Genomic DNA, 26,672 nt, shown 5'->3' with positions numbered 1-26,672 from the left:
TTACAGTCCCAGATTTTGTTTTTTCATATACTATTTCCATATACTCATCATCCTCCTACTATAAGAATCGTTTCTTCATTCTATATAGTTGCGAGAGAAGATAATATTACTCGATTTTGGTGTACTGTACTGTTTGTTAATAGAAACTTAATAAAAGAGCGATTTTAAGGGGGGTGAAAATTTGAATGAAGATCAAAAGTATAACTATTTCCGAGACAGTTATATTGATTTTATTACCGCTATGTTTAACTGTGAAATTTCTGCAATGAACGCAGAAAACAAACAACGTGAAGTTCAAGGTGATAGCATGGCTTACATTGAAGAAGATTATTACAAAGTTTCTCGAAGATATAAGATGATTGTTGATAAATATATTGAGAAAATGAATAAAGATATGAGAAAAATGAAAAGTCTATAAAACAATGCTTTCATGAGGAAGTGAGTTAAAATTCTGAAATATCAAGAGATGTACGAAAGAGCATGTAACTACCGTAAAGCCGCTGGAATGAGAGAGTTAACATATACTGAACGGATGGAAGAAAAACTATATTTTCTTATTGATCTGAACAATCAATTGCTTGAACGACTTCAAGGAAAGACAAATGAATAAAATAATAAGATACATAAATGAGAATGAGATTGACGATATGGTCACTGCAATTGTAAAGAGTGGTAAGGATTTAAAAAAGGTACTCTATGACATTCGTATGGCACGAGTTAAATTTCAAACAAAGTCACAACACTTACAATGGGCATTGGAAAAATATTTACCTAAAGATGAGGAAGAATAGAATGTCAAAATCAATTGGATTATTTACAAAGGAAATGTTAGATAAAGCTAAGTTTGATTGGTGTAACTTAAATGGAAAGTCGCTGCTAATCAGGGTTATAGAACAAGATGGTTGGAGATTCGTTTATGGTATGGAATCAAATAAGTTGTATCTTTTGGATCATAAGCTATTAAAATAGGGTATTCGGATTTTGTGGTGGAACAACTGGAAATAAAACGTCAATTGAGGTGATAAAATGAATCCAAAGTTTCAGACTATAGTAGATGAATTTAAGAAGCATAACGTTATATTCGGTGACGATGAATTGATACATGATATTCTCGAAAAAAGTGATATTTCAATTGATGAGTTACCCGAATTTGCTACGTTCTTAGCGGAGGAGTACGAAAGAACAAAAGACGACAAGGTAGAACAATTGCAATACGGAATTAATTTTATTTTTGAGACGAGAAGAGAAGGTTATAAAGTAAACTACAGATCTAAGTATATCAATTAATTGGAAACCATTAAGATTCATTCCACCACACAATCCGAAAAGCCTTAAAATAGTGTTTTTATTGGAAAGGAGCAAGGAACAATGTTTTGGATATTATTCTACTTAGTCACTGGAATCACAATATTGCTATTATTGAGGGGATATCAATATTTTTCACCACCTTCAAGACTGGTGCAGATTAATAAGGGTACATATCAATTCAAAGATTATATCGAGATGCCTGAATGGTTGTGGCGAATTATATTAACGATTTTTTGGCTACCCTACATAATTGCACTATTTATAACAATTAGAAAACATCCACCATTTTAAATCCTACGAAATGGTGGTTTTATTGGAGGAAAATAAAAAATGAAAAGAGTAAGTAGAATGACACCAGAAGAATTTAGTGACAGAGCAGATTTATTTTTAAGAGGAGTTATTGTGGGTGCAATAATTGCGGGTTCTGTTTGGTTAATTGCATCACATTATAATACATAAAATTATTCTTTCATAGAGAGTGAATGTGGGCTTGAGGAAATAGGTACTCACACATTGCGAAAGACATTCGGCTATCACTTTTACCAGAAGACGAAGGATGTGGCGATGCTGCAGAACATATTCAACCATGCGTACCCGTCGCTCACGATGAGATATATTGGTATCAATCAAGACATGATTGATAATGCAGTAAGCAAATTCACTCTTTAGGAGGGTATACATGAAAACGGTCATTAAACTCCCAAAGGATTGTACGTGCGGCGGCACTATATTTACAGATTCCATGTGCATGCCTTGTTTAAAACAAGCAGAGGAAAAGCTGCTTAATAAAATCGATGAACTTCAAGAACAGTTAGATGAGTACGAGTCTAGCTTGGACATAATCCAATGGCATATCCGGAATCCAATCTGCCCCGGCGGGTGCGGTGAAAACACTGCACATTGCCAGTGTTGTGAAGAGGAAGACGAAGAGTAATGCAAAGGTTTGAATATCGAAGGACTTGGGGGGATAAGAGTGAAAATTGATCAAGTTGAATACGAAATTCTAAAGGTATGGGTTGAAATGTTGGAGTGTGATGAAACTGCTGCAGTAATCGATGAAATGAAAGGTTTGATTGCAGCTTATGAACAATCGTGAATACGGAAATACATGAGGAGGGTTTGAACGTGATCGAATGGGTTGAATATGACAGGAACAGCAGAGCGATTGAAAGCCACGTTAATCACCTGATTACGGACGGCCGGAATGTTTGGATTGCCCAACATGCTAAATATAAATACCGTGATGGTTATGGCTGGCATGAAGATAGAGAACCACTAAGTCTGCCGGTTACGCATTGGGCGAAGATCAATTTACCTGAGGAAGAAATATGAGGAGATTGAGCAACATGGGCGGTGGTCGGTTCGAGTATCACCCAGAAGAATTAGATCGTAGGCGCGAAATTCGTGAAGATCGCTATGCAACAGCATTTTGCAACGTATTAACCGCAATTGAATCTGAATTAGCCAAGTGTGACGGTGACATTGTAACGCGTGACAGTTTGGAAGATTGGCTTTATAAGAGATTGGTGCAGGAAAGATTGCGAAAGGACTAAGGTCAAATAAAGGCGGCAAGCCGCAAAATAGAAGGAGGGATAGATACATGGATAAACAGAAGTCAGCAAATTACACTTACAAACTCTTCTACGAAGATATAGAGGACGGTTTCAAGGAAAAAGAAGCTGCAACGCTCGAAAGCGAAAATCCACTGGACGAAAAGTATCTCGAATACAAATGCAGCATGTACGCCGATATGTACGGACTTGGGTATGTCACTTGGCGCGAGGTGTAGATACATGGAACTGATTGATAAACAGAAACTGCAAGAAATCGAGCGGATCGCAGGCTCCAACGAGTTTTGGGCGCTTGGTTCGGGCGAGCATCTGAACATGATCGACACACTAATTGATTTTGTCCACTCCACCCAAGAGGAGATAGCCAAAGAATCGAAATTAAAGCACGAAGCATACAACAATCTAACTAGATGCCACGAACAGATGAGTGATTTTGCTGAGGAAATAGCCAAACTGAGACGGCAACGCGACGAGGCTAGAGAAGGGGCCGAAGAGTCGCAAAACGATTACATCAATGCCAAATACAAAAACGATGCCCTTGAAGCAAGAGCAATACAGGCAGAACAGGAACGGAATGCACTACTGGAAGGAATGAAGAAGATCGCAGAGTTCAAGAAAGGCGAGGCGCTTGTTTATGTGACGGAGATTAAAAACATCGCCCGTTCCTTCATCGCCAAGATCGAAGGGAAATAACCATATACGGCTACCGCTGTCGCTGAGTATTTCGGTCGACTCGAAGGCGGCAAGCCGCAAAACATAAGGAGGAACAAAGATGCTATGTAAAGCTAGTGAAATTAAAGTGTACCTTGTAGTCGAATATGTTGGGAAAACGATAGAAGACGAGATAGAGGAATTCCTCGAAAATCACCCCAATAAAGTGATTATCGATATCAAATTTGCGATCATGCAAAACGGTGAAAAGGTGAACGAGGTTTACCGCGAAGCTCTCATCATCTACAAGGAGGTTCCACATGGAACTGATTGATAAACAGAAACTCATGAAGAACGAATACGAGATTCGAGGTGAGATTACGGCTATCTTAATAGACAGTCCTAAGTATGGACGCAAAGAGGCTTTAATCAGCACATCGGATTTGGAGAAGGTATCAGCGCTCGCCGGAACATGGCACGTGCAATACAGGAAGTCTATCAACGATTTTTATTGTCAGATGCATACCCCTTGGGTCAATGGAAAAAGAGACGTAATCCTGCTTCATCGCTTTATCTTGGACTCGCTCGACGGAATGCAAGTAGACCACATGAACAACCGCACTTTGGACAATGGTACAGGAAGGTATGGAGTGGAAATGAAGACATAATTCAAGCATTAAGAAGTAACCTAATGTTTTGGTCGTTATTTTGGTGCGAGTCGAGGTGTGGTGGGCATCACAAATTCGTATTATCAAATATAAAATAATAGGGAGTTAAAGTAAATGTCGTTTAAACAAGATTGTGTTGAAGCATTTATTGAAAGATTAGAAGAACAAAAGTTGGATAGTTACAGTATTGAAATTGCTAAACAATCCTTTATGTCTGGTTTTGAATTTGGATCATTAAATGGAGCAAGTGATGATATAAAGAAGGGAGTAGTAAATCAATTGAAACCAATTAAGGATAAAAAGGCAAAAGAAATAATTGAAAAGTTAAGACTCTTTAGATAATGAAACTTGGCTTCATGAGGAGGAAGAATGAAAAAATACTGGGTTGGATGTTTTCAATTAACTCCATTTTATAACGATAGGTTACAAGAAAGTATTTTTAAAAATATGGTCATTACTGATGAATATCTTGATGAACTTGGAGACCAATTTCAAAACACAGTAGCGAAACACGAACGAGGATGGACTTTTGATGAGTGGTGTGCTGAAATGGTGGGTACATTTCTATGGGGAACTACCATCAAATAAAGAATTTATGAGGAGATGAAGATATGATAGATCATTTAAAGAAGCATTCACTACTATATGTGATTGGCATTATAGTTGTGGTTTTCGGTGTACTTTTTCCAGACTTCAGTATCGAAATTTACGGAGGATTAGCTTGGTTGGCAGTAATCACAAGCAATGTAGTTGGTTTATTAATGGTTTACTGTGGGATTTTCGGAGGAACTATATCTTATACCTCAGAAGGCTTAATCCCAACTCTAAGACGGTGGCTTAAAAAATCCAAATAAAAGCAGCAATTCATTAGAATTAATATAGGAGAAAATATAAATTGAATAAGAGTGTATTTCTGTATGTATATGGTGGAGATTTTTCTGCACAGGATTTTGAGCAGAAGTTCAATCCAGATGAATTTTATGAAGCAATGCTAATTGAAGATGTAAAATATAAAGTAATCGAAGATGATGAGTCTTACATTGAAGTGAAAATAAAAGAATATGATGGTGACATTAGCGATGAAGCTATTGAGTTCATCAAGAATTTGCTTTGTGATGATGATGACTTAAAACATAGTAATTTGTATAAGGTAAACTAGGATAAAGCTCAACTTTTATTAGGAAAAAGGAGAAATTAAATGGTTTATATTGTAACAGTTGACAATAAGGGATTTACAAGTAGAGAAGATGCTTTGAAATATCTTGAGGAGAATTTTTTGATTGAGCAATCAGATATGAATGAACCTGATGAGATTGTAGCAAAGATTAAAAATATTCTTCCTGATGGTATTACAGTGAATCTATCGTATAATACAAATGGCTGGGGTAAATACAAAATTGAAGTAGGTAATGATGATTTTATTATTGATACATATCTGGAAACTGAAAATAAAAATCCATACGGAGGATTATATACATCAATCGGTGAAGTAATTGGGTTTTATTCTTGGTCTATCCCTTGTGTACTCGAAATTCTAAATAAAGTAACAGAACGATACAAATTTAAACAATTCAAACTCGATAGGTATCATGATGATTACGGAAATGGACATTATTTTGAATTTCATTATGAAACTGTGGAAGGCAATTCATACCAAATAACATATGAAGGTGGAAATATTGATGAATTCATTGCTCAATTTGAGTAGCATTTTTTAACTGAACTTGTTGGAGATTTCGTAGAAGCTCGTGATAATGGATACTTTGAAGATTATTGTATTAATAATATTCCAATTAGAGGTCTTTTGGAACGAGCAAGAAACATGGGTAAAAAAGTAAAACTAGAAATTGTAGATTGACCATAAAATCGTGATTTCATTTGGAAAAAGGAGAAGTGTAAGATGCAGGTTATCAGGGAGCAAACTGACTATATAGTAAAAATCTCTGCTGAAGATTTGAAGGATATGTGGTGGTTTTTCAATGATTATTTGATCGAAAACCCGTTTAGATATGAGGACAATGAAACAAAGTGGGATGTCGCTAAGAAATACACTGACTCTTTTAAGTTTGTGGTAAGTAAATAAAATTGTAAATTTATTTGGAAGGTGGATTAATATGGAGTGGATTTTAGCATTAAAAGTTTTATTTTTATTCCTTGGTGTTTGGTGGACATTAGTTAATACAGGTAAGTTTTTCAAAAACAATGATATTCCAAGTTGGAATATATTTCTTCAAGCATTAGGCATCGTAGGTTTTATTGTTCTACAGTTTGATTTACTTCAGATAAAATAGAGAATTTCATCCGAAAGGAGAGGTAAAAATAATTGATCCAACTCAAGATGGAATAACTCATGTAAACATTTATAGTCAAGGAAAAACTGAACTTGGTAAAATGCTTAGTAATTTTTATCGATTCGATATAGCAACCAAAGATGGGAATTTTAGTTCTGTTGAAGGTTATTGGTACTGGCTAGGCATTGAGGATTGTAAAGAGAAAGAGGTATTAAGAAACCTCAGTGGATATTCAGCGAAAAAGACTGGAACAGAATTAAAAAAGAAATACAAAGAAAGACATGATGAAGAGTTTCAAAATAAAATATTGAAAGCAATATGGTATAAGGTAAAAAGAAATGTAGGTATGTTTGATAGTAAAATTGCTGTGCTACCATTAGAGCATTACTATAATTTTGGTGGCAAAGTTGTGGACGTAAAAGGAAAATACATATGGATGTTTGAAGGAATAGAGAAAATGAGAGATTATGTTTTAAAAAATACAATAAAAAGTTAGCTTCACGGGGAAATTAAAAAAAGGAGAGAATAAAATAATGCCAAATTTATATCAAGTAGCTGAACAATATAGACAATTTTATAATTACATGGATGAAGTCTTATCTTCAGATGAAGATTTTACAGAAGAAGATTTGCAACTATACTTTGAAACTTTAGAATCTATAGAAGATAATCTAGAACAAAAGCTTGAAAACACAATTAAATTCCTCCGTAATATTGAAGGTGACATTGAAGCATTTAAAAAAGAAAAGCAAAGACTTGAGCGTAAGCAACGATATCTTCAAAATACATATGATCGATTAAAACAATGGATGAAAGACTCTCTTGAGTTGAATGGAATCGATAAGATGAATGCAGGAAATTTCAAAGTTCGATTGCAAAAGAATAATCCTTCTGTGGAAGTGTATGATGTTGAAAAAGTACCAAAGCAATATGTTACTAAAACAGAAATCCATGTTGATAAGAAATTATTGCTTACAGAATTAAAAGAAGGTAAACAGATTGATGGAGTTCAGTTGGCTCCAGAAGGAAAACATATTCGGATTAGTTAATTAAATATAAAAATAAAATATACATAACTATTGATTTTAAAATGTAAAAAATGCTATACTCATCATGCAAGTGAAGGTGAAGAGTATAGCTTTAAAAAAGGAGAGTGAAAAACAATTCCTAAAAACATTGACAAATATACTCAAAAGTGATAAATTATACTCATAAGACATACGAAAGGGGTATCTTATGAGTAATCACTATAAGCCACAAGAATTTGCTGAAATGATCGGGGTATCAGTCAAGACCCTTCAGCGTTGGGATAGAGAAAAAACGCTTATAGCTAATCGTCATCCTTCAGGGAGAAGATATTATACTCATAAGCAATATGTGGATTATATAGGTGAAAGTCAACCAAAAGGTAAAGTCGTTATTTACACAAGGGTTTCCACTTCTAACCAGAAAGACGATCTAGCGAATCAAGTTGAATTTCTCAAACAGTATGCCAATTCAAAAGGAATTATCGTCGATGAGATATTCGAAGATATAGGAAGTGGGCTTAATTACAATCGAAAAAAGTGGAACAAACTTCTTGAAGATTGTATGTTGGGTCATGTCTCAAAAATCTTGGTATCTCATAAAGATAGATTTATCCGATTTGGTTATAGTTGGTTTGAGAAATTTCTTGAATCTAATGGTGTAGAATTAGTTGTTGTAAATAACGAAAAACTTTCTCCGCAAGAGGAATTAGTGCAAGATTTAATAAGCATAATTCATGTATTCTCTTGTAAAATCTATGGTCTTAGAAAGTATAAGAAAAAAATTCTGGAGGATGAAGATATTGCTAAAATCGTACAAGACAGAGATCATATTGAACGAGCAACAGAAGAAGATATTTAAGCAAACTATAGGCGTTTGTCGTTTTGCTTATAACTTCTTTATTGCACACAACCAAGAGAAATACAAAAAATCAAATAAATTCATTTCAGGAATGGATTTTTCCAAATGGCTGAATAACGATTTTATTCCAAATAATCCTGAATATTCTTGGATTAAAGATGTGTATGCTAAAGCAGTTAAGCAATCAATCATGAACGCCGATAAAGCATTTCGAAAATTTTTCAAGGGTGAAAGCAGATTTCCAAGATTCAAAAAGAAGAAAAACCAAGATGTAAAAATGTACTTTGTAAAAAATGATGCAAAGACGGTTATTCCATGTGAACGCCATAGAATTAAGATTCCTACTCTTGGATGGGTGAAGATAAAAGAGAAAGGATACCTGCCCACAAATGCTACTATTAAAAGTGGGACAGTTTCACAGAAAACAGATCGATACTATGTCTCTGTATTAGTAGAAGAAGATGCTGCGTCTGAGAGTACTGATAGTAATGATGGAATTGGAGTTGACCTTGGATTAAAAGAATTTGCAGTAATATCTAGTCAGGATAGGCCAGTTAAAAATATCAATAAAACAGCAAGAGTAAGAAAAATAGAAAAATCTCTGAAGCGACAGCAAAGAAAACTTTCGAGGAAATACGAAAGCGCTAAGAAAAATAAAAACAAAAAGGAGGAAACTGCTACTAGGCAAAACATCCATAAACAAGTTCTAAAGGTACAGAAACTTCATTATCGCCTATCTAATATTCGAGAGAATCATATTAATCAGACAATCAATATGATTATAAAGCAAAAGCCACGTTTTATAACGATTGAGGATTTGAATGTTAGGGGAATGATGAAGAATCGGCATTTAGCAAAAGCAGTGGCACAACAATGTTTCAATCAATTCAAAACTAAACTTGAAGTTAAGTGTAAAATTAATGGGATTGAATTGAGAATTGTTGATCGTTTCTATCCATCCAGTAAACTTTGTTCGTGCTGTGGACATAGAAAGGTAGATTTGAAACTATCAGATCGAATTTATGTTTGCGATAATTGTGGAAACACGATGGATAGAGATATGAATGCTGCTGTAAATTTGAAAAATGCTAAAATCTACAAAGTAGCATAATCAAAAGCTAGTGTAGATATGTACCGTGGGCTACACGGGAATTTACGCCTGTGGAGTGTTGATGAACCTGTAGTAGCGAGTATTTGGCGAGGCAGAGCACGTTGAAACAGGAATAATCTCGATATGGGTATATTTGTCCATATTTTGAGTAGCAGAGTGAAAAATGTTAATAAACAATCAAATTGAACTACATCAAAAAAGTGTAGATTATGTTAAAGAAGTATTTTCAAAATACATTGAAGTGGAACAATTAGACTCAATTGTAACAAATCCTATCATACATATTTATCCTAAAAAAGATACATATGAGCAAGATGGAAAATTGAATGGCTACATAGATGCATTGTTTTCTGAGTTTCATGTTTATGATACTGAGAAGAAGACCGTTTGGAAAAGTAAAAGATTGCATGATGGTATTTGTCCTTATGAAGATTTATATGTTAATCAAATTAAAATTTTTAAAGATTTAAGCACAATGATTTCCTTAAAAGGAAAGTACATAGTAAGTGGATCGTATACGACTTTCGATATTTATAAATACCGTTAAAATTACGTTTTCATTAGGAGGTGATAAATATGAACAAGTTAAAAATCGTAGAGTTATTTGCGGGCATTGGAGCATGGAGTAAAGCATTAGAGAGATTAAACATAGAACACGAAGTTGTTTATGTAGTAGAATTCGATAAAAAAACTATTGATTCGTATAATATTATACATAACACAAATTTTGAACCAATAGACATTACACAAATTAACCCTAAATCAGTTCCAGATTGCGACATAATCTTTTACTCTCCTCCTTGTCAAGCATTTAGTATTGCAGGAAAACAAAATGGATTTGGTGATCCAAGAGGAACTTTATTCTTCGATGCGTTCAAGATTATTCAAGAAAAGAAACCAAAATATGCAATTATGGAAAATGTTAAGGGACTCACGCAAAAGAAATTTCAGTTTGAGTTTGAAACCATGTTTCAACTTTTAGAACAAGAAGGATACAAAAATTATTGGAAAGTATTAAATGCAAAAGATTATGGAATTCCACAAAATCGGGAAAGAGTATTTATTATAAGTATTAGAAATGATATTGAACAAGAGTTTGAGTTTCCTAAGTCATTTGACAATGGGTTAAGATTAAGAGATTTACTGGAAGAAGAAGTTGATGAGAAGTTTTATATAGGTGCAGATAAAGTTGAAAAATTAATAAGAGAATTAAAAGAAAAAGACTTTCTTAACGTCATTGCTGTGAAAGGTGATTTACTAACAAGAAACAACCCTCAGAGACAATATGGTTTTAATGAAAAAATGTTTACAATTCGTTCTGCTGTTCAGCATGGGGTATTAATTATTGACGATACACAAGGATTTGACGGAATTAGATATTATGAAGATATTGTTCCCTCATTAAGAAGTCAAAGAAGTGGACTTAAAACCTTAGAAGTTAGACCGTGTTTAACTCCAGATAGAATTAATAAAAGACAAAATGGACGAAGATTTAAAGAAAATAATGATCCATCTTTTACCATAAACACGCAGGATAAACATGGAATATTACAAATTGGGTTGCTTGACATTAAAGGAAATGAACAAATTAGACGAGTATATAGCCCAGAAGGGATATCCCCTACTATTAGTACAATGCAGGGGGGAAATAGACAACCAAAAATTATACTAGTCAAAAAGAGTGACAAATATTATTTTGTGTCGATCAGGAAATTAACACCACTTGAGTGCATAAGGCTTATGGGGTTTGACGATGAAGACTACATAAAACTAAAAAATAAGAAAATATCAAACAGTCAAATTTATAAAATGGCAGGGAATAGTATAGTAATTGATGTCGTTGAAGCAATTTTAAAACAATTGTTTATACATAATAATGAAAAAGTAATAAATAAAAAATAAAATCTATCTGTTTTAATGGATTAATTTATCTTTAATGAGGAAACAAATAATTAATTTTAGGAAGTGAAAATAAAATGGAAGTTCAAAAAGAACAGCATATTAAAAAAGTCGAATATAAATGTCCAAAATGTCTTAACGGGATGCTACTACCAACAGGATTAATGTATATGACTTATCCTGCCAAGTATCCACATAAATGCACAGACGAAAAATGTAAATATCAAGAAGTGTTAAATGAGTTGTATCCGAAAATTGTATTTGAAGATAAATAAGATAAAACTTTGTTTTCATTAGGTTTGAGGTGGTAAATTGGCTAGAGTAACAAAGTGTCGAAGCTGCTTAGTTAAAGATCAGTCAGAAAAAGTAAAAGTTGATAACATGTATTTTCATGATGGTGAATGTTTAGACAAGTATCGAAAGCATAAACAGTTTCTTGAAAAAGAAAAGCAACAAAAAGACGAATTATTTTATAAACTTTTAAAAATACATAACATAGAAAAGACAATTGAAATCCCTCCACTTTTTTATATGAAAATTGAGGAAATTAGAAATGATTCGGGTTTACTTGGAAAAGTAGATAAAAGATATAAAGAGGGAGTTCCTTATAATGCAATAAGTTACACATATGATTACTGTAAAAAAAATATAGAGAATGTCTTATTAAACATGAATTTTGAAAATAAGTTAGGTGAAATGTACTATTGTCTTGCTATTGTTAGGAATAATATTGTGGATGCTTATAATCACAAACTCAATCAAATGAAACAAGAGAAGATACAAAAAGAAGTCGTAACACAAGACATGTCATTAGATTATGAAACACCAAAAAGAATAAGAAAAGATGAAATGGATATTTCGGATATTCTATAGGGAGTGATTTTCAATTACTAATTACATAGATGCATTTGTTGTACCAAGTGAAATTCATGAATCAATGTTTGTAGGATATCTTTGGAATAAACCAGCTTTATATTCAAAATATAAATCACATAAAATTGAGAAAAGTACTTTCACGAAAAGCATATGGTACTTTTATTATTACATAGGGAAAGAAATGTACGAAAACGGAATTAGATCTTTCGAAGACACTACAGTTTATTCTTTTTTAGTGTCCAGACCTCAAGAAGCAGGTAAAAAATCATTTTTAGACGCTTATAATGAGTTTGGTGGATACGATACCATATTTACGCTAATGGAAGAATGTAATAAGGATCGAGAGAATGATGAGTATCATTTTAGCGAAATTCAAAAGTATGAAAGTCTTAGAAAACTTCAAGAACTCAATTTTTTAAACGTTCACAGTGAAGAATTTATAAATAAATTAGCTAAACTCTCATTAAAACAAGTAATGTCGTTCTGCCAACACAAGTTTAAAACAGCATTTTCTCAAATTAATTCGGGAGATGTTATAGAATATAATTTGACTGAAGATATCGAAGAAGTGGTTGATGAATTGGATTTAGGTGAAGAAGTTGGACTACCGCTATTTGATTCTCCAAGACTGTCAAAAAAGATTAACGGACAAAAACTTGGGAATTTAATGTACTTGGTTTTATCTTCAGGTGTCGGTAAAAGTAGTATTGTTACAGAGAAATTTGTGCTATCGATATTTGAACATAATATTAAAGCGCTTGATCCTGAAAGTGGTTTGAATTTTGAAAAAGCATTAATTTTTGTGAACGAAGAAGGTAAAAAACGTTGGCAAGCTCGCTTATTAGCAACTGTCGCTTCCAGAATACTAAAAAAACCTATTGCGCGTGATGTTGTAAACAGAGGTGGTTACAGTAAAGAAAATAAAGAAACATTAAAAGAGGCAGCAAAATGGTTAAAACAAAATCAACCTGACTACATTAAACTCATTGTTCTTAAAAAGTATCGAATTGAAGATGTAATCAGCAGAATTGAACTTTATCGACCTCTTGGATACAAACATATTTATTTCGACACATTTAAACCAGAGGTATCACAACAGGCTGACCGATGGTTAGCATTCTCTAATTCTGCTCAAGAATTATATGATTGTATAAAAGAAGAGGCGAATAATTGCTCTTGTTTAGCTACAGTTCAAATGAAAATTGGTAAAGAGTTTAGATATATTGATTTAGATAGTATTGGTAAATCAATGGAGATTGTTGAGGTTGCTGCAATTGTTATGGCTGGACGACTCATTTACGCAGATGAATATGAAGGTGGTAAAAACCCTATATATGCCTACAACTATGAAAAAGATGCTTTTAGTTCGAAATGGGTGAGAAAGACATATAAGCTTGATCCCGAAAAGAAATATCTAATCCTATTCTTACCTAAAAATCGTGAGGGATCTGAAGATGAGCAAATTGTATTTGAGGTTCTTCAAGATTTTAATATTTGGAGAGAAGTTGCCTACGCTCAAGTCAAAAACACGGGAATAAACAAATAAGGCTTCTTAAGAGGAAGTGAAAAATGGACAATGACTTCAAACTAATAAAACAAAAAATACTAAATGAAAATAAAGTTGAAGAATTGTTATTACACATGGAATGTGAACATGTAACTCTTAAAGGAAATCGATTTGAAGCTCAATTACCATCAAAATTTAAAAGTGATAATAAACGATCAGTACAAGTTTATTTAAATGAAAGAATATCATGTAGAATTCGCTCAAGAGGATTTTCTGAAGGAGATATTTTCAAGCTTGTTTCATTTATTATTTTTGAATGTTTCACAGAAGAATCTCAGAATAAACATAAGTATAAATCTAAAAAATGGATATGTGAAAAATTAGGATATTATGAATTCATAAACGGTAATTATTATTCACAGCAAAAACAGGAAGATCCCTTAAAGTGGCTTAAAGAAGTCAGGAAAAAAAGAGTAAAAAAGAATCTGAATAATACATATGAAAACAAAATTTTACCTGAAGAAGTATTAAATCAATTTGTAATGTTTCCGTATCTACCATACATTGAAGAAGGTATAAGTTATGAAACACAAATAGAATTTGAAATTGGTTTCGATATTCAATCTTCCAGAATTATATATCCAATACATAATCGGTTTGGAGACATTATTTCAATTAAGGGACGAACCATTGATCCAGATTATAAAAAAAAAGGCATTTACAAGTTCATCTATCTGTACAATTACAATAAAATAATTGAATGGTATAATTGGCATAGAGCATTATACTACATCCTTGAGAAAAAAGAAGTTATAATTTTTGAGGGAGAAAAATCTTGCTGGTTGGCAACACAATATGGTTATCGTAATTGTATTGCCATTGGGGGGGATGATATAAGTGATTTTCAATCTCAAATGATTAAAAACTTAGGGATTGAAATCAAGATTATCATAGCACTAGACAAAGATAAATCAGTAGATGATTTTAAAAAACAAGCAAAAAAGTTCGGAAACGCCAGACAGGTTTATGCTCTCTGGGATGGTGAAACAAATTTATTGTCAGAGGAGTTGAAACATAGTCCAGTCGATCTTGGAATAGATGTTTTTGAAAAACTTTATAAAAAATGCTTCTTTTATAGAATTATCGCATAAGAAAAAACCTTTGTTTATAAGGTTTTTTCATCTTAAAAACCTGATAAAATCCACCTTTTATTGTCTCACAAAAATAAAATCGAATTAAATATTAAACTAAAAAATACACAAACTTTATAAATGAAGTATTGTGTATTTTTTATTCTTATGATATATTCTAACTATAAACAAATTATAGAAAACGAGGTGATAAAATATGTTGTGGGGGGTTCTTTGTGTAGGATGGTTATTCGCAATATTGTTAATATGTAAGTTCTTTAGCGTAACTTCTGATAAAAAATAATACATAATAAAGGTGATTGAATACAGTGTGTTTCAGCAGCATAGATGAAATCATAGCACATTATACAAGTGAACTTCAAAATAAAAAAAGGAGAATGAATTTGAAAATTACACCAAAAGCATTGAAACAATTTCAAGAATTATGTCCGTTGAGTAGTAGTAAATGTAATAGTTATCATGAAATTGAGTATAAAATTCATCGTTGCATTCAGTTAGGTGAAATTGCTGCATTAAATAATGATGGATCGAGACAAGTAAATTATTATCATCTCAAGTTTACAATTAAAGGTGATAAAGTAATTGATATTAGAAAAGATAAAGGAGGAAGGTATGTTCACGTAAGCGAAAAAGCAAAAAATGAATATGATATAATACATAGTAAGATTATGGTTTAATAAAAAAGGAGGTTTAATTAAATGAAGATTTATATGCTTGGAAAAGGTGTGTATAAGGATTATCGTGAGATTGTAAAAGGAAATAAGAATATCACAGTAGAATTAGCACAAAGAAAATTAACTAGAAATGTGCATTTGTCTCATCGAGTAAAAATTAGCAAAGATATTGAATTGTGTTTTTATGGAAAACTACATATTTATATAAAAAATGATAAAAAGATTATAAAAATATTCAATGCAGGTTATACATATCCTTGGTTTAAGAGAGATAAAGAAAAATATAATCAATTAAACGAAGTATTAGGACTTATGAAAAAGAAATCTGAGACAACTAATAAGTTGGCGACAAACGCACAAGAGTTAACCGAAGCTATGAAAGATTTAATTCCAAAGAATATTACCACAAATGATGTTCATTTTATATGTATAGGAACAGACAGATCGACTGGCGATTCATTGTCTCCTATGATTGGTACAGAATTATCAAGGTTAGGGTACAAAGTTGATGGAAACTTGGAAACACCAGTACATGCCATGAACATTAATGAATATGTTGAGAAATTACCGAAAGATAAAACAATTATCGCTATTGGTTCCGTTTTAGGGAAATTAGAGAATGTAGAAAAAATCCAATTTTCAAAAGGAGGTCATAGAACAGGTGCAGGTGTGGGGAGGGAGGGATTACCAATAGTTGGTGATTATTCTATTGGTGGCATAGTTAATGTAAGTGGATATATGGAATATTTTGTGCTTCAAAATACACGTTTAGCAGTAGTAAATAAATTGTCTAAAATTATAGTTGAGGCAATCAAGAATAGATTTCCAATACAAAATGAAGTGGCAATATAGGCATAAAATATTATTTTTATGAGGTGATAAATTTTGAAGTGTAAAGATTGTAAATATATACGTGAGATAGATGGTAACGATCAAAAAAATGACATGTGGGGATGTATATTCGGCAATGGATTTTATCCAATGTTCTTAGATGAAGATTGCTCATTAAAAGAACCATTTAAAACTCAAGTTTACAATGAACATACTATAAAAGACTAATTTTATTTGAAGGAAAAGTTTATGACAAATGAAGAGATTGCAAAAATAATCGCACAATTAGTTTATCAGTTCTTAGCCAGAATACTACCTCTTTAGGTGGGAGATGAATGGCGAAAGTATTGACTTTTTAACATAAAATATAGTAAAAAATGTTATAGAGAGGAGGTGAAAAAAATGAAATTGTCATTCAAATTTAAACAAAAATTAAGCCAACAACAAATTAATATTATCGAAGAATTATCTTTTCACACAACTAAAATATACAATACAGCAAATTATATATGCCGTGAAACGGAGTATAAATCATATACTAAACTTGAAAAAGAATTGAAATCAAACTGGCATAACGAATATTTACACTCACATAATTATCAGCAATGTCTAAAAATTCTTGAACAAAATTGGAAATCTTATTTTGCTTCGATTAAAGACTATAAAAAGAATTCAAGTAAATATAAAGGAATGCCGCAACCACCAAAATATAAAAATAACAAAGATAAAAAGAATGAAGTCATATTCACCAATCTAGCCATTCGATACCAAGATGGGCTATTAAAATTATCTCTTTCTAAAAAGATTAAAGAAAAATTTCAGGTTCAAAGTTTAAATTTTGCTATCGAATCTAGCAAAATACCTGTGAATTTTTCTGAAATCCAACAAATTAAAATTAAATGGGATATCTCAGATAAAGAATGGTATTTGATTATTATCTACAACCAGCAAGAAGCCAACATTACAGAAAACTTTAAAAATATTATGGCTGTTGATCTTGGTCTTGATAATATCGCAACTTTAACATTTATGGATAATAAAGAATGTATTATCGTTGATGGTAAGGAAGCAAAAAGCAAGAACTCATACTACAATAAAGAAATTGCAAGATTAACTTCTGTTGCTATGAAGCAACAAGGAGATTCTAATTTTTTTAAGCGAACCAAGAAAATTGTTAAATTACAAAAGAAACGCAATAATTATATGAATGACTTTGTTCATAAAGTTAGTAAGAAGATTGTCGATTATGCTATTTGGAACGAATGCAAAACAATTGTAGTAGGTGATATTTCAGGAATTAAACAAAATAATGGTACTAAAACTTTTGTACAAATTCCTATTCAAAAGATTGTAGATAAACTAAAATATAAGGCAGAGTTGCTTGGTATTGAAGTCGTATTGCAAGAAGAATCATATACTTCCGGTTGTTCTGCTTTGGATATGGAAGAAATCAATAAGCAAAACTATGATAAAACTAGACGAATCCAAAGAGGACTATTTCAAAGCAAGTCAGGTATATTGATTAATGCTGATATGAATGGATCGTTAAATATTTTAAGAAAATATACTAAATGTACTCCCAGAGCAATTGAAAATGTGAGGGATAATGGATTCTTGAATAATCCAGTAAGAATAAGAGTTGTGTAACTAAACTTCTTACGAATCCCCCACTTCAACGAGCGCAAGCGAGTAAGTGGAGGGAGTGTTCAAAAACCAAATAATGATGAAAAAGATTTTGCCGTGCAATTACTGGTCGAAAAACTATGCATTCCAAGAGATATTAATAGTTACACAGAATTAGATGTAGAAAGAAATGTGTTATGGCATTTAAATATCCATGATGAAGTATACAGTGAGTAAACGAAAGAATGTCTTACAGAAAGAAAGGAGTAAGAAATAAATGATTATTATTGAATGTTCAGGTGAGTATGCATTTGGTGGAAGAACAGAGGATATATTTGTTATTGAAAATCATGATACGTTAGAAGAGCTTCAAACATACATACAAAATAAGCAGCCAATCAAATGTAAAGAACCAACAAACTATGTCAAAAGATTTATTATCGATAAGAGCGCACTACAAGATCGACTTGTATATCTTAATAATTATTTAAAAATCAGACAAGTAGATTTCGATTTAATGAATCGTGATGAAATTGATCAATTATATAATCAATCATGCAAGAAGTGTGCTAGTCATGATGGAACTTTATCCGATATACTTAAATGTTACTATTCCCCAGATGGGAAAGGTGGATGTTCACAACAATGGGAGCATTTTTCTTGGTTGAAAAATTTATCCAGAAAGAGCAAATGACACAACAAATTTAAAGAGGTGTTCTCTGAAAATGTTTAAACAAAGACTGAAGACATTTATCTTACATTTAATTGGTATTCCACTTGGGATACTTGTAATGTCAGTTTGGATTGCTTTTATTTGGGCTATAAGTGAATATACCCCTTTTCTAGAAATACTAACAATACTATTGGACAAATATCAGTATTACATATTGGGTATAGTAGTTCTGTGTTTTTCTTTAGCTGCAATATGGAAATTTGTATATTGACTTTTCATAGAACCATATAAAAATTATAAGTTAAATAAAAAAACAAAATGTATTGATGAAGATATAAAAGAAGTTAAGTACGTTGAAGTTGCAAACGGAGAAGTTAGTCACGGTGAACCGAGTTATGTTAAACAGCGAGAGGATAAATAAGGCGAGTTAATTGATAATAATGAAAGAATCGGGATTTAAAAAGGGAATGAAAGATAATATTGATTAGGGGAAAAAGTTTATGGGTGGCAGCATCTGTGTTAAAGGTGGGCTGATTATCGAAATGAGTGAACAATAGGAGGAAATGTATGTGCAAACACGGTGAAACAAAAATTGTAAAGTTAAATAGACCAAGAGAAACATCTGGACGTACAGAGGTTCCTGTAGATGAGTGTATTGCGGATGAAATTCAATGGTTGAATGATATGGGTGTTTGGACATTAGGGTGTTGTTGTGGTCACGGTACTGGCGAAAAAACCATATTGATTCATTACTCATCAATAAAGTTGACTCAACAATTAGGGTATGTAGCCGAGTATTATGACCATCAAGACACTTGGAATATCAAGAGATAATAAAACGAAAGATTTGATTGGAAGGTGAAAAATACTTTGTATCGGTGGAAAAGCTTTAAACGTAAAATCAGAAATATCATTAGATGGTTTCCGGTTTTGTTAGACGACCGAGATTTTGACTACAATTATCTGCTGATAATCATGAATAAGAAATTAAAACACATGGAGGAATTTTTTCTAACCGACAATACATACACTAAAGACGCTAGGAAACATGGTCAACAAATAAAAGTTGCAAGAATTTTAACAGATCGACTTATTACCGATGATTATTTTTCCGATAACCTATTAAATAAGAAAAATGTTGGTAAATGTATAAAACATCAAGATTATCTTAAGCAACAAGACCTAGATTATTTGTGTGAATTGATGAAAAAGAAATTATTTACTTGGTGGGATTAAGCAAATAAAACAACGATCTCACAGGGAGGAGAAATAAAACGCATGATACAGTGGATGATGGCTCATCCTTGGATGACATTCTTTATTATTCTAGCAATTGTTTTTTCTATTGATAATCTACATGTCAACTTAGTTAAATTACGAATGAAAAAGTATGAATCAGAAGACAAATGAAACACGATTTTATTAAGATATTAGGAGGTTTAAAAATGCATGAATGATGAAACAAGGGTTACTTTTACACAGGATGAGAAAGAAATTCTTTTAAAATCCATTAAGGATATTTCTTTTGTAGCAGCTTCGTTATATGAGTGGATTAAAAAAGACGCTTTAACTGAAGGAATGAGGAAGACAATCCCATCGTTAATTGAATCTCATTTTACAGATATTGCAGAAAGACTAAATTATAGTTCAACTCTAATTGAAGATGAGAAAAAACGTTACGACGATATTAGGAATGCTAATATTAAAATTAGAGAACTTGAGCAACGACTTGCTGATCACACTGACATAGATGGTATTCCAAAAGTTTTAGAAAATCTATATTGGAAAGTTTATGGCTGGTGGAGAGATTATGGATTTAATCATGTTAGTGACTTTCAGTTTACTAGCTATGGATCAATTTTGTGTAATTTTTCGTTTATGTTGAGTAGTAGAACATCTACTTTGTTTAGTAAATCTCCTGCGTCTGATAGGCAGAGACTTGCTGATTATATAGAATTACTTAAAAGTAAAGGATATGAAATGATTAAAGAAGATGGGTATGATTGGAAGGTGCTAGATACAGAAAATAATCGTAAGTTGTTAATTGATTTATTAAAAAACAGATTCCCCTCTATACATATTCATAAATTTGAAAGCAACTCACTTCGCAACACAAATCATTTTTATATTTGGCGTATTGAAGCGCTTATTAAAAACATTAAAGATGTGATTGAATATGAATCAACTTAAAATTAGATGGAGTAAACGTGAAAAGGATTGGATTATAGACTATCTTAATAAACCTGACGGTTGGCTAACGCATGGTTTTGTTAGAGGTGATGACACTTTTTCTGAGTGGATTAAAGAATTTAAAATACGTGGATATGACCTAACAACGCTAAAGATCAGTATCAAACGAAAATGAGGGGTGTTATAGATGTTTAGTTATATCATGGTGTTATGGTTGGTATTATCGCTTTCAACATACACGGTAATTATGTACCAACAGTTTAGAAGTAAAGAATGGAAATATACTTGGAGTCACTTGTTTTGGTTTGTTTATGGAATTATCTTTACAGTGATTCCATATGAATATATGTTGCATCAAATCCAGTTAAAATAATTGATTTAAGGGGAGTTGATTAATCTGATTAAAATTGTCGAAGGTGACTTGCTTAAGGCGACAGAGGATATTATTGGACACCAAGTAAATTGTCGTGGAGTGATGGGATCAGGCGTAGCTGCACAGATTAAAAGGAGATATCCTGCCGCTTTTTATCAATATTCTGCAATGTGTGAATTTTTAGGTTCGACTGCATTAGGAGTATGTCAAGTAGTTGAGGTATCAAAAGTAAAGTATGTTGCCAATCTTTTTGGTCAGAACGAATACGGAAGAGGAATTCAACATACAGATTATGATGCTTTGCACTTAGCTCTGGAGTCGCTATATAAAAGAGCGAAAAGAGATGGCTTGAGTGTTGCACTTCCCTATAAACTTGGATCGGATAGGGGTGGAGGGGATTGGGATGTTGTATATAAAATTATTGATAAAGTGTTTAAAAATTATGAAGTAACTTTGTATAAATTAGGATAAAAGAGTCATTTTATTTGCTAATTTAAAAAAGGAGAAGACAAAGATGAATAAACCTATTTTAAAACATGGTAACTCGTATTCACAAAATGAACAATTAAGTAAAGAAGGAAAATATATAAGTATACCATTTAAATTTTTGGATGTTGTGGAAACAGAGAGACAACGAGAAATAAGAGAAATAATTAACAAATATAATTATATGAGATCGGATGATGAAGTTGAATTGACGATGGATGCAATTAATGAGATGTGCAATGACAGAGAAGTGAAAATATCTGAACCATTTAATGGTGTACCGAGAGCTTATAATATTGATTTTGGAGATATTGAAGCATATATAACAATCACTGATGAGTATTGGGGTCAAGGGAATTATGATTATTCAATTTCTCTTGACGGTATTATTGTTAAAGATAATGTTTCGAATGAAAGAGTTGTAGAAGTTGCTACGTGGTTAGATGAGGCTTTTAACGGATAGCAAAAAGCATGGTCATGAAATTAGAGTCGTAAGAATTTTGACGGATCGAATACTGAAAGATGAATATTCTAACAAGTATTTCAAAGCATCCAATTCTGATCATTTTAGACATCATGAGTATCTGAAACAACAAGATATTGACTATCTATTTAAATTAATGAGTAGAAAAATTCGATTTTGGTGAGATTAAATTACAAAGAAAGGAAACTTTTCTATTGCGTCAAATCGATAAAGATTTGTTGACACTTGGTAGTTTAACTGTTCTTTTAGAATCAACAGGAAAAAATATCAAAGATTATGTTGAAGACTATGACGGGCTAAAAATCGTTAATTTTGCTGAAGAGTCTGAAATTTATAAAACAGATAAAAACACAGAAAAAGCAATTGTAGAATTAGCTAACGAATGTTATAAACGTATCAAAAAGAAATTTCCAAAGGAGGATAATAAAAAGTGAGTGATGGGAATAGGATTCAATGTAAAACATGTAAAGACATTATTCAGTCTATGAAACGACATGACTACATTCAGTGTGGATGTGGGAAGATTGCAATAGATGGAGGAAGTAGTTATCAAAAAATTTCATTTCCAAGTTATCCGACCGAAGATTGGGTAGAGTTTGATCAAGATAAATTTGAGTAAAAAAATAATGAATATATACTAAGTATTATATTGACTTTTTAAAACAAAAAATGCTAAATTATCTTTATAAAAAAAACATAGAGGTGATTATCTCCATGAAATTTTACTCAACCGAGACTGAGATATTAGAAGTTCCATATTTAGATTCTTGTGTTTGTAACAAATGTGGTGATACTTACACTAAAAATAAAATAAAAGATGTTACTTCTGTAAACGCAAAATTTGTTGATTATGGAACGATGTATGAGAATCAGATATGGAACTTTGATATGTGTGCTAACTGTCTTGTAGAGATTATCAAAACTTTTAAATACATACCAACAGGATTCATGGAAGATTATACAGAAGCAAGTTACATAAAGGACAAGCAAAAAGTTTTTGATAATTGGAAAGTTACAGGTGAGTGGGAGCCATATCTTGGTTATGAGTATGAAGAATTAATTGGACTTTTTGATGGATGGTATCATACAGCAGAGTTTATCAATGAGTTGATTGAGAAGTATTATCCAGATAAAGAAAGGCTTTAAAAGATACAGGTTTCATGAGGTGACAAATAAATGATAAAATATAAGGATTTATAAGGAGGAGAAATATGAATAGAATCACTCCAGAAATGGTATTAAAAGCATATCAGAAAACTGGTCTTAAGCCAATTAGAGGAGAATACTTTTCAGACGGTTGTGCTTGTGGCATGGGAGCAATCTATAAACTTCACGGTGGTAATATTATAAGTGGGATAGAAGTAGATAAATATACAATGAATTTAACGTCAATAAACTACATGGAGGGTTTTTATACTGGATTTGATGGAAAAGAAGACTTGACAGAAGAGACAGCTTTTAACAAGGAGGAATGGATGGGATATGTTGATGGTAAAGCAGCATGGGAAGCAGTAAAACATCTTGTATAAAAGCGATGAAACTAGAATTTTATCATAAAATAAAATATACAAACTATTGACTATAAATTAACATTTTTGCTATATTAACTAAGCAACAGGATATTAAATTAAGGAGTGATCAATTGAGTGAAGAAATAAAAGATGAAAAAGTCTACTCATTCAGTAGAATCAATGGTTTTGCGTTAGCAGAAAAAGGAGAAGGATGCTTTTACAATTGGTTTAAAACATACATAGAAGGTGATCGCGGAGAAAATAACTATTTTGGTGAATATGGAACATTATTTCACGAAACAATTGAAAAATTAATGAAAAACGAATTATTTGAATGGGATATAAAAAATGAATTAAATTCTAAAATGAAGCAGTTTGAATTTAAACCTCCATTTCTAGCAATGGGTAAATCGTACGTGGATTCAATACACCGTTTTTTCACTGATGGAAGTTACAGTGAAATATTCTCACAGTATCAAGTGTTGGAGTCAGAAGAGAAAAAGATATTTAAAGTTGGAGATATATTGGTTACTGGCTTTCCCGATCTTGTTGCTAATCATAAAAAATATGGACTAGTCATCGCAGACTATAAGACAGCTAAGAAATATGAAGGTGACAAGTTAGAGCATAACATTATGCAACTTTATCTTTACAGTATCCCGATTAAAGAGAAATATGGAAAATACCCAGATTATTTAATTTACATTTACCCGCGTGAAAAAGGTAAAAAAGAATTCGCTTATCCATTTGAAGTTAAAAAATTAGAAAAAACAAAACAATGGGTAATTGATACAGTAAAGAAAATCGAGTCTCATGGTGATTGGACTCCAAGATGTGTAAATGTAGATGGAACGAAAGACTTCTTTGCTTGCAACCTCTGTAACCATAGGAATAATTGTGAACATAGAAATGATTATACGAAAAATAATTTTGTATTCTAGCAATCAAAACAAATAATATAACATACATAAAAGGAGATAATAATTAATGAAATTTTATGCACTAGCTAACACAAAAGAAAATGCGACTACAGTATTGGAACTTCAATCAAACATTCGTCATCGGGCAAAAATTGAGGCAAAAGAGATTGCTCATGAACGTGGATTGGAATATGTTGATGTATATCATGTACGTGGGTCACATAAAGGAGCAAGCACCATGCAGAAGAGATTTTCTTCAGGAGATCCAACACCAAGAAGCAAGAGATAATAAGAAAGGGGTTTATCCTCTTTCTAAACATAATGAAAGTTCTCAATTTTATTATTAAAAATAAATTAAGTTAAAGGAGTAATGTAAATATGAACAACGAAATTACATTGATTTTGCCAGTAGAATTATCTGAAAGAAGAAAGGTGTTAGAAAAAGAATTGGCTAAAGTTGTAACTGAATTGTGTTTTACTGGTTTGCGAGATGAAATTAATAAAGTGTTTGAAGAGTATAATATAGAACCAAAACCAACGAAGATTAAATGGGACTTCTGTGGTGAGTATGATGATGAAGGTGGAACTACTTATTACCCTAATAATATTGCAGTCTATACCAATGGTGAAAAAGTTGAAATTGACAATTATACAATTAATAAAAAATCTAAATGGTCTGATAGTTATTATGATTATGAACTAGGTGAAGAACTACATGAAGTAATTTGTGATTACCGTCATGACCTCTATGAACACGATATTGAAGAAATTGACCTATAGGAGTTATACATATGAGTCATCCTGAAGTCCATGCAAAGAATTCTGTGAAAATGTTTGGTGGATCGGTTGAGGACTATCTTCCGATTCACCATTGGTTCGACAACTCCAAAGCTCACATGGCAGACATGAGACATAGGGCGCTTAAACATCATTCTGCTGGGATTTTTGAATGTGAGGAAGTATTCGGAAAATCAATCATTAACAGCGAAGGAAAAACTGTTTACACTCGCTATATTGGTGAGCAGCATGTTATAGAGGACTTAGGATTCATCCCCACACTTGAAGATTGGTTTGAAAATATGGAGATGCAAAAATGGATGATGAATACAGACCAACGCATTAAAAAAGTTGCTCGTAAGGGTAATAAATTACCAAAAAGCATAAAAGACGAAGTTGAAAAATCCTTATAAATAAAGGGATTTTCAAATCAAAAAAGACAATAAAATGCATATTTCAATAGGAAACAGAGGAGACTAATATGTTTAATGAGTCGAGTCACGAAAATGGGTGAATATCAAGTGTACGTAAAACCAAAAGAACCAGTGACCACTAATTATGAACACAACGAGCTACTATGGACTATTAAGAGTAATTTTAAATCAAATGGTGGCATTCCAACAATAGTAGGAGTGGTTTACGTGAGGAAAGAAATCAGATATAAAGTTGAGTTTCCAAATGGAATGATCGATTACTTTAGATTAGATAATTTTGATAAATTTTATGAACTCACAACTGAGAAATATTGAAATCAAATTGTTTTAAGATGAAAGAGCCATTTTATTATAAGATTGGAGGAAGATAAGTGGAAACTTATAAGTGGATTTTAAAACGTGAAAGTGAATTGGTAGACGCTATGAATCAGATTGCTCAAGAATTGGATACATTAAAAGTAGTGCGCGAATATTTATATAAAACATTTGTCACGAAAGCAGCACAAGAGTTGTTTGAGAAATATATTAAGCATATTGAGGGATATTGTAACTGGCAAAAGGTTTATATTGATGGAGTAGGGTATGAACCGGATGAAAAGTTAATGAGAAGCATAGAAGAGAAAATTGGAATTTCAGAAAATGATAAGAAATCGTTTCGCGAGGAAATTCTAATTAGATTATCTGCGTACAATAGAAAAGGGAAAATTTTTGATTATACATCTCATGAGGGATTGAAAGAAGCGATTGAAAAAAGTTTATAAAAAACAAGTTTCAAT

Annotated in this window: 49 protein-coding genes and 1 pseudogene; all 50 read left to right on the top strand. The window is 32.0% G+C overall.

Annotation, left to right across the window (positions count from 1 at the left end; all coding sequences use genetic code 11):
- Nucleotides 1–181 precede the first annotated feature (181 nt).
- The 50 genes and pseudogenes from IJ22_RS08710 to IJ22_RS08480 all read left to right on the top strand — a co-directional run bounded on the left by IJ22_RS08710 (nucleotide 182) and on the right by IJ22_RS08480 (nucleotide 26,657).
- On the top strand, nucleotides 182–418 hold the full coding sequence (locus IJ22_RS08710; protein WP_062408487.1) for a hypothetical protein: 237 nt from the start codon (nucleotides 182–184) through the stop codon (nucleotides 416–418).
- Between the two features lie 184 nt (nucleotides 419–602).
- The gene (locus IJ22_RS08705; protein ID WP_062408486.1) at nucleotides 603–791 is read left to right on the top strand and encodes a hypothetical protein; all 189 of its coding nucleotides are present in this window, start codon (nucleotides 603–605) and stop codon (nucleotides 789–791) included.
- 235 nt (nucleotides 792–1,026) lie between these two features.
- Nucleotides 1,027–1,287: a hypothetical protein gene (locus tag IJ22_RS08700; RefSeq protein ID WP_062408485.1), complete on the top strand. Its 261-nt coding sequence runs from the start codon at nucleotides 1,027–1,029 to the stop codon at nucleotides 1,285–1,287.
- 351 nt (nucleotides 1,288–1,638) lie between these two features.
- The gene (locus IJ22_RS27000; protein ID WP_256380592.1) at nucleotides 1,639–1,767 is read left to right on the top strand and encodes a hypothetical protein; all 129 of its coding nucleotides are present in this window, start codon (nucleotides 1,639–1,641) and stop codon (nucleotides 1,765–1,767) included.
- Between the two features lie 24 nt (nucleotides 1,768–1,791).
- Nucleotides 1,792–1,977 (top strand): annotated as a pseudogene (locus tag IJ22_RS08695) (tyrosine-type recombinase/integrase); the annotation flags it as partial.
- 10 nt (nucleotides 1,978–1,987) lie between these two features.
- The gene (locus tag IJ22_RS08690; protein WP_062408484.1) at nucleotides 1,988–2,242 is read left to right on the top strand and encodes a hypothetical protein; all 255 of its coding nucleotides are present in this window, start codon (nucleotides 1,988–1,990) and stop codon (nucleotides 2,240–2,242) included.
- Between the two features lie 39 nt (nucleotides 2,243–2,281).
- On the top strand, nucleotides 2,282–2,404 hold the full coding sequence (locus IJ22_RS26995) for a hypothetical protein (protein ID WP_256380591.1): 123 nt from the start codon (nucleotides 2,282–2,284) through the stop codon (nucleotides 2,402–2,404).
- 29 nt (nucleotides 2,405–2,433) lie between these two features.
- Nucleotides 2,434–2,640 (top strand): hypothetical protein, encoded by a 207-nt coding sequence (locus tag IJ22_RS08685; RefSeq protein ID WP_062408483.1) that lies wholly within the window; start codon nucleotides 2,434–2,436, stop codon nucleotides 2,638–2,640.
- A 14-nt stretch (nucleotides 2,641–2,654) separates the two neighbouring features.
- On the top strand, nucleotides 2,655–2,861 hold the full coding sequence (locus IJ22_RS08680) for a hypothetical protein (protein ID WP_062408482.1): 207 nt from the start codon (nucleotides 2,655–2,657) through the stop codon (nucleotides 2,859–2,861).
- Between the two features lie 47 nt (nucleotides 2,862–2,908).
- Nucleotides 2,909–3,097, top strand: coding sequence for a hypothetical protein (locus tag IJ22_RS08675; protein WP_062408481.1), 189 nt, complete (start codon nucleotides 2,909–2,911; stop codon nucleotides 3,095–3,097).
- Nucleotides 3,098–3,101: 4 nt separating this feature from the next.
- Nucleotides 3,102–3,572, top strand: a complete 471-nt coding sequence (locus IJ22_RS08670; RefSeq protein ID WP_062408480.1) for a hypothetical protein — start codon at nucleotides 3,102–3,104, stop codon at nucleotides 3,570–3,572.
- Nucleotides 3,573–3,651: 79 nt separating this feature from the next.
- Nucleotides 3,652–3,864, top strand: a complete 213-nt coding sequence (locus tag IJ22_RS08665; protein ID WP_062408479.1) for a sporulation protein Cse60 — start codon at nucleotides 3,652–3,654, stop codon at nucleotides 3,862–3,864.
- Nucleotides 3,851–4,198 (top strand): hypothetical protein, encoded by a 348-nt coding sequence (locus IJ22_RS08660; protein WP_062408478.1) that lies wholly within the window; start codon nucleotides 3,851–3,853, stop codon nucleotides 4,196–4,198. Before IJ22_RS08665 ends, IJ22_RS08660 begins: the two co-directional genes overlap by 14 nt.
- Before the next feature lie 114 nt (nucleotides 4,199–4,312).
- A complete protein-coding gene (locus tag IJ22_RS08655; RefSeq protein WP_062408477.1) occupies nucleotides 4,313–4,540 on the top strand; it encodes a hypothetical protein in 228 nt (75 codons plus the stop codon).
- Nucleotides 4,541–4,567: 27 nt separating this feature from the next.
- Complete coding sequence (locus IJ22_RS08650; protein WP_062408476.1) at nucleotides 4,568–4,786, top strand: hypothetical protein; 219 nt, start codon at nucleotides 4,568–4,570, stop codon at nucleotides 4,784–4,786.
- A gap of 23 nt (nucleotides 4,787–4,809) precedes the next feature.
- Nucleotides 4,810–5,052, top strand: a complete 243-nt coding sequence (locus IJ22_RS08645; RefSeq protein ID WP_062408475.1) for a hypothetical protein — start codon at nucleotides 4,810–4,812, stop codon at nucleotides 5,050–5,052.
- 41 nt (nucleotides 5,053–5,093) lie between these two features.
- Nucleotides 5,094–5,357 (top strand): hypothetical protein, encoded by a 264-nt coding sequence (locus tag IJ22_RS08640; RefSeq protein ID WP_062408474.1) that lies wholly within the window; start codon nucleotides 5,094–5,096, stop codon nucleotides 5,355–5,357.
- 39 nt (nucleotides 5,358–5,396) lie between these two features.
- Complete coding sequence (locus IJ22_RS08635; protein ID WP_062408473.1) at nucleotides 5,397–5,906, top strand: hypothetical protein; 510 nt, start codon at nucleotides 5,397–5,399, stop codon at nucleotides 5,904–5,906.
- 192 nt (nucleotides 5,907–6,098) lie between these two features.
- Nucleotides 6,099–6,281 carry a hypothetical protein gene (locus tag IJ22_RS08630; RefSeq protein ID WP_062408472.1) on the top strand — a complete coding sequence of 61 codons (183 nt, stop codon included), beginning with the start codon at nucleotides 6,099–6,101 and terminating at the stop codon, nucleotides 6,279–6,281.
- Nucleotides 6,282–6,312: 31 nt separating this feature from the next.
- Nucleotides 6,313–6,489, top strand: a complete 177-nt coding sequence (locus IJ22_RS26280; protein WP_160327357.1) for a hypothetical protein — start codon at nucleotides 6,313–6,315, stop codon at nucleotides 6,487–6,489.
- Nucleotides 6,490–6,589: 100 nt separating this feature from the next.
- Nucleotides 6,590–6,985 (top strand): NADAR family protein, encoded by a 396-nt coding sequence (locus tag IJ22_RS08625; protein ID WP_062408471.1) that lies wholly within the window; start codon nucleotides 6,590–6,592, stop codon nucleotides 6,983–6,985.
- A 37-nt stretch (nucleotides 6,986–7,022) separates the two neighbouring features.
- Entirely contained in the window at nucleotides 7,023–7,538 is a 516-nt protein-coding gene (locus tag IJ22_RS08620; RefSeq protein WP_062408470.1) for a siphovirus Gp157 family protein, read from the top strand.
- A 187-nt stretch (nucleotides 7,539–7,725) separates the two neighbouring features.
- A complete protein-coding gene (locus tag IJ22_RS08615) occupies nucleotides 7,726–8,376 on the top strand; it encodes an IS607 family transposase (RefSeq protein WP_062408469.1) in 651 nt (216 codons plus the stop codon).
- Complete coding sequence (locus tag IJ22_RS08610) at nucleotides 8,318–9,487, top strand: RNA-guided endonuclease InsQ/TnpB family protein (RefSeq protein ID WP_062408468.1); 1,170 nt, start codon at nucleotides 8,318–8,320, stop codon at nucleotides 9,485–9,487. The genes IJ22_RS08615 and IJ22_RS08610 overlap by 59 nt, the downstream gene beginning before the upstream one ends.
- A gap of 163 nt (nucleotides 9,488–9,650) precedes the next feature.
- Complete coding sequence (locus tag IJ22_RS08605) at nucleotides 9,651–10,034, top strand: hypothetical protein (protein ID WP_062408467.1); 384 nt, start codon at nucleotides 9,651–9,653, stop codon at nucleotides 10,032–10,034.
- A gap of 29 nt (nucleotides 10,035–10,063) precedes the next feature.
- Nucleotides 10,064–11,389 (top strand): DNA cytosine methyltransferase, encoded by a 1,326-nt coding sequence (locus tag IJ22_RS08600; RefSeq protein WP_062408466.1) that lies wholly within the window; start codon nucleotides 10,064–10,066, stop codon nucleotides 11,387–11,389.
- Between the two features lie 74 nt (nucleotides 11,390–11,463).
- A complete protein-coding gene (locus tag IJ22_RS08595) occupies nucleotides 11,464–11,661 on the top strand; it encodes a hypothetical protein (RefSeq protein WP_062408465.1) in 198 nt (65 codons plus the stop codon).
- 37 nt (nucleotides 11,662–11,698) lie between these two features.
- Nucleotides 11,699–12,259 carry a hypothetical protein gene (locus IJ22_RS08590; protein ID WP_062408464.1) on the top strand — a complete coding sequence of 187 codons (561 nt, stop codon included), beginning with the start codon at nucleotides 11,699–11,701 and terminating at the stop codon, nucleotides 12,257–12,259.
- 64 nt (nucleotides 12,260–12,323) lie between these two features.
- Nucleotides 12,324–13,808: a hypothetical protein gene (locus IJ22_RS08585; RefSeq protein ID WP_062408463.1), complete on the top strand. Its 1,485-nt coding sequence runs from the start codon at nucleotides 12,324–12,326 to the stop codon at nucleotides 13,806–13,808.
- Nucleotides 13,809–13,831: 23 nt separating this feature from the next.
- Complete coding sequence (locus IJ22_RS08580; protein ID WP_062408462.1) at nucleotides 13,832–14,920, top strand: hypothetical protein; 1,089 nt, start codon at nucleotides 13,832–13,834, stop codon at nucleotides 14,918–14,920.
- A gap of 383 nt (nucleotides 14,921–15,303) precedes the next feature.
- Nucleotides 15,304–15,597 (top strand): hypothetical protein, encoded by a 294-nt coding sequence (locus IJ22_RS08575; RefSeq protein ID WP_062408461.1) that lies wholly within the window; start codon nucleotides 15,304–15,306, stop codon nucleotides 15,595–15,597.
- 21 nt (nucleotides 15,598–15,618) lie between these two features.
- Nucleotides 15,619–16,446: a spore protease YyaC gene (yyaC, locus tag IJ22_RS08570; RefSeq protein ID WP_062408460.1), complete on the top strand. Its 828-nt coding sequence runs from the start codon at nucleotides 15,619–15,621 to the stop codon at nucleotides 16,444–16,446.
- Between the two features lie 381 nt (nucleotides 16,447–16,827).
- Nucleotides 16,828–18,072 (top strand): RNA-guided endonuclease InsQ/TnpB family protein, encoded by a 1,245-nt coding sequence (locus tag IJ22_RS08565; RefSeq protein WP_062408459.1) that lies wholly within the window; start codon nucleotides 16,828–16,830, stop codon nucleotides 18,070–18,072.
- A gap of 253 nt (nucleotides 18,073–18,325) precedes the next feature.
- Nucleotides 18,326–18,742, top strand: a complete 417-nt coding sequence (locus IJ22_RS08560) for a hypothetical protein (RefSeq protein WP_062408458.1) — start codon at nucleotides 18,326–18,328, stop codon at nucleotides 18,740–18,742.
- Nucleotides 18,743–19,288: 546 nt separating this feature from the next.
- Complete coding sequence (locus IJ22_RS08550; RefSeq protein ID WP_062408456.1) at nucleotides 19,289–19,555, top strand: hypothetical protein; 267 nt, start codon at nucleotides 19,289–19,291, stop codon at nucleotides 19,553–19,555.
- Between the two features lie 141 nt (nucleotides 19,556–19,696).
- Nucleotides 19,697–19,957 carry a hypothetical protein gene (locus IJ22_RS08545; protein WP_145862514.1) on the top strand — a complete coding sequence of 87 codons (261 nt, stop codon included), beginning with the start codon at nucleotides 19,697–19,699 and terminating at the stop codon, nucleotides 19,955–19,957.
- A 213-nt stretch (nucleotides 19,958–20,170) separates the two neighbouring features.
- The gene (locus IJ22_RS08540; RefSeq protein ID WP_062408454.1) at nucleotides 20,171–20,911 is read left to right on the top strand and encodes a hypothetical protein; all 741 of its coding nucleotides are present in this window, start codon (nucleotides 20,171–20,173) and stop codon (nucleotides 20,909–20,911) included.
- Nucleotides 20,898–21,086, top strand: coding sequence for a hypothetical protein (locus tag IJ22_RS08535; protein WP_062408453.1), 189 nt, complete (start codon nucleotides 20,898–20,900; stop codon nucleotides 21,084–21,086). The genes IJ22_RS08540 and IJ22_RS08535 overlap by 14 nt, the downstream gene beginning before the upstream one ends.
- Nucleotides 21,087–21,299: 213 nt before the next feature.
- Complete coding sequence (locus tag IJ22_RS08530; RefSeq protein WP_145862513.1) at nucleotides 21,300–21,755, top strand: macro domain-containing protein; 456 nt, start codon at nucleotides 21,300–21,302, stop codon at nucleotides 21,753–21,755.
- A gap of 43 nt (nucleotides 21,756–21,798) precedes the next feature.
- On the top strand, nucleotides 21,799–22,233 hold the full coding sequence (locus tag IJ22_RS08525) for a hypothetical protein (RefSeq protein WP_062408452.1): 435 nt from the start codon (nucleotides 21,799–21,801) through the stop codon (nucleotides 22,231–22,233).
- A 215-nt stretch (nucleotides 22,234–22,448) separates the two neighbouring features.
- Nucleotides 22,449–22,688, top strand: coding sequence for a hypothetical protein (locus IJ22_RS08520; protein ID WP_062408451.1), 240 nt, complete (start codon nucleotides 22,449–22,451; stop codon nucleotides 22,686–22,688).
- Nucleotides 22,685–22,873: a DUF7695 domain-containing protein gene (locus IJ22_RS08515; protein ID WP_062408450.1), complete on the top strand. Its 189-nt coding sequence runs from the start codon at nucleotides 22,685–22,687 to the stop codon at nucleotides 22,871–22,873. Before IJ22_RS08520 ends, IJ22_RS08515 begins: the two co-directional genes overlap by 4 nt.
- A 95-nt stretch (nucleotides 22,874–22,968) precedes the next feature.
- Nucleotides 22,969–23,400 (top strand): hypothetical protein, encoded by a 432-nt coding sequence (locus tag IJ22_RS08510; protein WP_062408449.1) that lies wholly within the window; start codon nucleotides 22,969–22,971, stop codon nucleotides 23,398–23,400.
- A gap of 65 nt (nucleotides 23,401–23,465) precedes the next feature.
- Nucleotides 23,466–23,783, top strand: a complete 318-nt coding sequence (locus IJ22_RS08505) for a hypothetical protein (RefSeq protein WP_062408448.1) — start codon at nucleotides 23,466–23,468, stop codon at nucleotides 23,781–23,783.
- A gap of 113 nt (nucleotides 23,784–23,896) precedes the next feature.
- Nucleotides 23,897–24,706, top strand: coding sequence for a PD-(D/E)XK nuclease family protein (locus IJ22_RS08500; protein ID WP_062408447.1), 810 nt, complete (start codon nucleotides 23,897–23,899; stop codon nucleotides 24,704–24,706).
- A 46-nt stretch (nucleotides 24,707–24,752) separates the two neighbouring features.
- Entirely contained in the window at nucleotides 24,753–24,974 is a 222-nt protein-coding gene (locus tag IJ22_RS26025; RefSeq protein WP_145862512.1) for a hypothetical protein, read from the top strand.
- Between the two features lie 89 nt (nucleotides 24,975–25,063).
- Complete coding sequence (locus IJ22_RS08495; protein WP_062408446.1) at nucleotides 25,064–25,465, top strand: hypothetical protein; 402 nt, start codon at nucleotides 25,064–25,066, stop codon at nucleotides 25,463–25,465.
- A gap of 11 nt (nucleotides 25,466–25,476) precedes the next feature.
- The gene (locus IJ22_RS08490; protein ID WP_062408445.1) at nucleotides 25,477–25,875 is read left to right on the top strand and encodes a DUF6915 family protein; all 399 of its coding nucleotides are present in this window, start codon (nucleotides 25,477–25,479) and stop codon (nucleotides 25,873–25,875) included.
- A gap of 75 nt (nucleotides 25,876–25,950) precedes the next feature.
- A complete protein-coding gene (locus IJ22_RS08485; protein WP_062408444.1) occupies nucleotides 25,951–26,211 on the top strand; it encodes a hypothetical protein in 261 nt (86 codons plus the stop codon).
- A gap of 56 nt (nucleotides 26,212–26,267) precedes the next feature.
- On the top strand, nucleotides 26,268–26,657 hold the full coding sequence (locus IJ22_RS08480) for a serine protein kinase (protein ID WP_062408443.1): 390 nt from the start codon (nucleotides 26,268–26,270) through the stop codon (nucleotides 26,655–26,657).
- Nucleotides 26,658–26,672 lie beyond the last annotated feature (15 nt).

The organism is Paenibacillus naphthalenovorans, from assembly GCF_001465255.1.
GTDB lineage: Bacteria > Bacillota > Bacilli > Paenibacillales > NBRC-103111 > Paenibacillus_G > Paenibacillus_G naphthalenovorans.
This window is presented reverse-complemented; position numbering and strand designations above follow the sequence as displayed.